This window comes from Neoaquamicrobium sediminum (assembly GCF_040970315.1).
Taxonomy (GTDB): domain Bacteria; phylum Pseudomonadota; class Alphaproteobacteria; order Rhizobiales; family Rhizobiaceae; genus Aerobium; species Aerobium sediminum.
In genome coordinates, this window is sequence record NZ_JAZHFV010000029.1 from 1 (window position 1) to 5,516 (window position 5,516).

The 5,516-nt window shown below is 59.8% G+C and carries 5 protein-coding genes and 1 pseudogene; 1 reads left to right on the top strand and 5 read right to left on the bottom strand.

What is annotated here, in order from left to right; translation table 11 throughout:
- Positions 1-358: 358 nt before the first annotated feature.
- From V1479_RS26055 to nirK, 4 genes are all read right to left on the bottom strand, one after another.
- Entirely contained in the window at positions 359-1,024 is a 666-nt protein-coding gene (locus V1479_RS26055; RefSeq protein ID WP_368805372.1) for a YitT family protein, read from the bottom strand.
- Positions 1,021-2,256: an NnrS family protein gene (locus V1479_RS26060; protein WP_368805373.1), complete on the bottom strand. Its 1,236-nt coding sequence runs from the start codon at positions 2,254-2,256 to the stop codon at positions 1,021-1,023. The genes V1479_RS26055 and V1479_RS26060 overlap by 4 nt, the downstream gene beginning before the upstream one ends.
- A complete protein-coding gene (locus V1479_RS26065; protein WP_173193939.1) occupies positions 2,253-2,630 on the bottom strand; it encodes a hypothetical protein in 378 nt (125 codons plus the stop codon). The genes V1479_RS26060 and V1479_RS26065 overlap by 4 nt, the downstream gene beginning before the upstream one ends.
- Positions 2,631-2,698: 68 nt before the next feature.
- Positions 2,699-3,769: a copper-containing nitrite reductase gene (gene nirK, locus V1479_RS26070; protein ID WP_368805374.1), complete on the bottom strand. Its 1,071-nt coding sequence runs from the start codon at positions 3,767-3,769 to the stop codon at positions 2,699-2,701.
- An 858-nt stretch (positions 3,770-4,627) separates the two neighbouring features.
- Here nirK and V1479_RS26075 point away from each other — a divergent pair.
- Positions 4,628-5,044: a DUF1801 domain-containing protein gene (locus V1479_RS26075; RefSeq protein ID WP_173193941.1), complete on the top strand. Its 417-nt coding sequence runs from the start codon at positions 4,628-4,630 to the stop codon at positions 5,042-5,044.
- A gap of 65 nt (positions 5,045-5,109) precedes the next feature.
- Here the strand turns inward: V1479_RS26075 and V1479_RS26080 are convergent.
- Positions 5,110-5,361: pseudogene (locus V1479_RS26080) on the bottom strand (transposase); the annotation flags it as partial.
- Positions 5,362-5,516 lie beyond the last annotated feature (155 nt).

Consider the following 5,516-nt stretch of genomic DNA (forward strand, 5'->3'; position numbering starts at 1 on the left):
CCACCATCAATTCAGCAGCAACCTTCCTCTACGCCGCTTCCGTCATGCTCCTCGTGAGGCGACTGGCGCGCCAGTCATGAGTTTCGAAACCGACTCTAAGACCCCAAATGCTGGCAGCCACGGCAAGTACTGTAAATCGGTTCACGTGTAATTCCTCCTCAACGTTAATAGATGCCGCCACGTCCAGGAGGCCGCGGCGGCACATATCGCTAACGAATGTTCTTGTGCTCGGTTCCTGCGAATCTGCCCCCACAGCAGGTGTATCCTGCGGCTCGTGCGCGGCCAACATTGTCGCCTCCTTCCGATTACCGGTCAACGTCGCTATTGCCTCGTGCGGTACGATCAGCCATCGCCGCATTCAGCGCGCGACCACGTATCGATCAGACCGATGGTTCATTGCTAAAACTAGATTGAGGACTACCGCTCCAATCACCGAAAGTAGGAATTCTCCCGAACCCAGCTGGAGGAAAGCGCCTGCAAGCACCGCTAAGTCGAGGGTCATCTGCACGTATCCAGCACGGATGCCGACCGTGTCCTGGAGGTACATCGCCAGGAGGTTGAAGCCGCCAAGTCCAGTCCGATGCCGAAATAGAATGAGCAGTCCAACGCCGCAGAGCCCGCCGCCTGCGATCGCTGCGAAGCCGGTGTCGAGGTGAGAGAATTCGATCCACGAATGGATCGCGCCTGCCAGGACACTTACCAGGCTGACGGCCAGGAGCGTCCTCAGAGCCACAGCCGGCCCCAACCTCTTCCAAGCCAGGAGGTAGAACGGAAGGTTAACGGCGAAAAAGGCGGCCCAGAACGGAATCGCCCATGAATGCTGGAGAAGGAGCGCTACTCCGGCGACCCCTCCGGTGACCAGATGTGCGTCGGCGAACATCTTGGTTCCCAAGGCGACGAAGGACGTGCCCAGCAGGATCGCCGCGACGTCTTCATGGAAGGAGTGCTGTATCGGTGAGACACCCTTCATCTTCTTGGGACCAATCGGTATTCTGGAGCGCAGAACATTCACGACGTTCCTCATTTCCGATGTCTCCAAAGGATAGGAGCGTACCGGACAGCAAACAGCGCGAAAGCGAATGCCCAGAGAATCCCGCCGGCCATCAGCAGCGTGAGGTAGGTGTCGGCCGCAAAAGGCGCTGCGACACGCAGCAAGGCTCCGACTGTGACAGCGACATAGATCGCACGGGTCCACAAGTCCGCCTTGATCTCCCGGCCTGTATGACCAAGGCTCGCGCGGGTCATCACTGTGAGCGTCATGGTACCGATCGCACCCGCGGTGAGGGCATGCAGGGCAGCGCTCGCCGGAACGAAGTCCGTCACCGTCGAGAGGCCGAGCAGCAGCATCGAGACAGCCAGCCACGCGTAGCCGAGATGAAGCACAAGCACGATAGGTTCGCGCCAGGTTTGCCAGCCCTGCCAACGAGCGACGCGGACTGCGAGCAGAGTGCCCGAAGTCACCAACAACCAACCCGAGAGTGACGCACCTGCGGCAAACATCCAGCCCATCACGGCCAGAACAGTGCTGGCGAGTGCCGCCTTGTCAAGGATGCCAAAATGCGCCGGAAGGCTCGTTCCGCCCTGCTTGACCAGCCAGTTGCGTGTGAAGCTCGGCACGATGCGACCGCCGATCAGTGCGATCAGCATCGCGACCGTCCCGAGAGCAATGCGGATCGCATATCCCTCAGGCAATATGGCCATGCCCTCAAGGTGATGCGCGAGATTGCCGACGGCGAACAGAGTCAGCATTCCCGCTACGGGAGCATTACGCCAGTTGCGACCGGCCGCGACCTCCCGCCATACCGAGGCGGCAAGTACGATCGGAAATGCCAGATCCAGCGTCATTGCGACTTCCGGCGAGGGGACGAACGCACAGGCGATGCGGCCAAGCAGCCAGAGTGATACGAGGCCCAACAGTGGCAGGCCGCTGAGCGGAAGTCTGCCGGTCCAGTTCGGCACTGCAGTCAGAACAAAGCCGGCGATCACCGCGCCGAGATAACCGAAAATCATCTCGTGGGCATGCCACGCCATTGCCTGGAACGGACCGCCCATAACGACTCCCGACACGGACATCCAGAGCCAGATCGGCAATGCGATCGTCGCATGGAGGGCGCCCAGGAAGAAGAACGGGCGGAATCCGTAATGCAGGATGGCGGGCATCGATCGCACGCGTCCCCGGCCATCGCGTGTCTTGTCGCCACGAGCCATCGCGGCGCGCGGGGTTGACCTGTCCTGGCGAACTGCCCTTGCGGTCACAGCGGCCTCTCCTGCTGCGCCGCCTGCAACCGCTCGTGGGCGTCCCTCAGGGCGGTCGCGCCGGAGTGGGCCGCCGCCGCGACTTCATCGAACAGGACTGCGGCTTCCTCCAACGCTGAAAGATCCGGCTCTTGAGATGTCAGTTCGTCAAGTTCAGTAAGGAATGGGAGCAGCCTCCGAATGGCCTCTCTTTGGCGTCGGGACTTCTCCAGCCGTTCATCCGCATGCGCATAGGCACCGAAGGCCGAAAGGCGGTCGAGAGCCTGCTTCGCCTTCTCTTCGCATTCGCAATCGAGGCCCGCTCCGAGGAGCGCTATTCTCACTTCCGCGATCATCGAGTGTGCCGCCGTCGGGTCACTAAGATTGGAGGGCATGGTTTCTTGTCCCTGAGAAACAGATTTGGGCCGTCGGCTACCCGACGACCCAATGAAATCTGCGATTGCTATTCGAAAACCATGCCGACCTTCTCGTCTATGCCTTCGCGGTAGATGTCAGGTTGCTCAGGCCCTTCCACTTCCAGCTTGCCCACGAGACCTCTCATCGCCCTCGACAGCGCGTGGTCAACCAGAAGGTATTCGCCAGGCACCTCGACCTTGAAGTCCACCGCCGCGGCGCCGCCCGGGGGAACGCTGATCGTCTGCACGTCCGGCAACGGTTCGCCGGTCAAGGAGCCGAGGTTGTAGACCTTGTCGAAGATCTCGCCGATGACGTGGAAGCTCGAAGTCTTGTTCGGGCCGCCGACCCCGAAGTAGATGCGCACCGTCTCGCCGACCTTCGCCTTCAGGGCGTTGTCTCCGGTCAGCGCCTGGTCGGCCCCGTTGAAGACGTAGTATTCCGGCTGCTCGTCGATCAGCTTCTGGTAGCTCTCCGTCAGCTGACCCTGCTCGCCATAGGCTTCCTCGGTGTAGAGCTCTCCCTGCATGACATAGAACTCATGATCGACGGGAGGCAGGCCGCCTTCGGGTTCGACTAGGATCAGGCCGTACATGCCGTTCGCAATGTGCTGAGCGGCCGGCCCGACGGCGCAGTGATAGACGTAAAGGCCAGGATTCAGCGCCTTGAACGTGAAGCCCTTCTCTTCGCCGGGGGCCGCGAGCGTCGCATGGCCACCGCCATGCAGACCGGTGACCGCATGGAAGTCGACATTATGCATCGCCCCGCTGTCTTGATGGTTCTTGAGCGTGACCTCAACGCTATCGCCGACGCGAACCCTAACCAGTGGACCCGGGACCTTCCGGTTGAATGTCCAGTAGTGGTAGGCCGTGCCGTCGGCGAGTTTACCCATGACCTCGACAGTTTCGAGGCCAACCTTGACCGTCTGCGGGCCCCGCTCTCCGATAGTGCCGGGAAGGTCGGTCGCCTGACGGATAATGTCGAGCGGCGCCTCCGCGGTGCCGAGTTCGGCGATATGCTGATGATCCCCGTCTGCGAAGGCCGGGAGAACACCGGCGGCGCCCGCCATCATCAGGCCGACGACGGCTGCGGTTGCGAGAAGGCTCTTGCGGATGGTCATGACACTTGCCCTTGTTGACCCGTTTGTTGATAACCTGAACCTACCGAACGCTCCGCTCGCATTCTTTGTGCTTCCGCAAACAACGAAACGAAGGCTCTCATCATTCGCTTTGAGCGCGCAGTGAGTGAATTTTGAGCGCTGCATGTTTCATGACATCGGCTCGATCTCCGCGTCTGCGTCGCCGAGGCGCTAAAGAGGTTTTGCAAGCACCCTTAACCTCCAACGCATTGTAATCGTACCACCGCGACCGTTCAGCTATCGTGATGGTTGAACGAGGTGAGTTGGTCGAACTCTCGGTTTGGTCAGTCGTCAGCGATGCGCTGGAGGGCGAGGATTAAACAGGCGAAAGGATCGGAAGCTGCGTTGCACCATGCCGATCCAGGGAAGGGTTGCCGAGAGCACGAGAAGGGCCGATAGCACAAAGCGGCTGCATTTCAGAGGAACAGCCAGACGCTTATGACATTGAGTAGTGCCGAGGTGAAGGGAGGCTTAGCAGCGAACAGGTTGGAAGAGAAAACGAGCAGATATGAATAGCCTTGAGTTTCGTGGGAGCGCAGTGCATGCGCCAAGGGGTGGGGCGTCCATCGCCACGTATCGGCGGGGAGGGATGCAACTGTAGGCATGCAGTAGCGTCTGTTGCCAAGACGGCGTGGGTACTACCACGCACTTCTTGCGATCAGCGCTCAATGGCCTTTAACCTACTCATAACCCGCTTTGCTGCGATCCAATCGTCGCCTCAGGAACCCGAGTGCCAATTGACGATTGGTGGGAAGGTGCGTGAGCTGCACCCGCGCGCGCAACTGGCGGCAAGTTCCTCGGTGTGCGGACGAGGGGCAGAGAATACGTTAGGTTGAGAACATGAGCAAGAATGCGAAACCGAAGCTGCTCTCTGGCGGCAATCCACAGATACCAAAAGGCTACGGCAATGAGCCTGTGGAGGCATACATCGAGGCCATGCCCGATTGGAAGCGGGATATTGGACGCAAGCTTGATAGGCTCATCGAGAAGGCCGTACCCGACGTGCAAAAAGGAGTGAAATGGAACTCGCCTTTCTATGGAACTGAAAAGGATGTTTGGTTCCTGAGTTTCCACTGTTTCACAAGGTATGTGAAAGTGACGTTCCTCGAAGGAACGAAGCTTGAACCCATGCCGCCAGAGTCCTCGAAACATGGAAAAGTTCGGTACCTCAACATTTACAAAGATAAGCCCTTCGACGAGGATCAATTCACCGATTGGGTGATCCACGCGAGCAAGTTAGGCGGCGAGAAAATGTAAATAGTGGGGGGTTGCCATCTCCTCTAGGGTCCGTGACATGCCCCTGAACGTTCGTCCATCGTCGATTTGAGCCCTGGCCGTATTCTGCTCTCATTCCGTTTTTGGCGGATCACGTCCCGCAGCATCTCCTTGTCGAGGGAGAGGTCGGCGACCAGGGTCCTGAGCGTGCTGTCGTCCTCGACCTGCTTGAGCCGGTTCATCCTGATCGGCCGCAGCCCGCCCCGTTTCTTTTTCCAGTTGAGGTAGGTCGCCTGGCTGATCCCAGCCCGACGGCAAACCTCCGCGACCTGGATTCGGTCCGCTCCCTGCTTCAAAATGAACGCCTTCTAGGCGTTCGAGAACCATCGTCGTCCGCTCCTCCCGGGCAAGGGATGTCAACGGCGGAGCAAAAACCGGCCATTGGGCGGCGCAAAACCAGGCCACTGGCGCTGCTGCGAGCGGGGAACGTCGGGAGGGCGTAGCCCGACCAGAG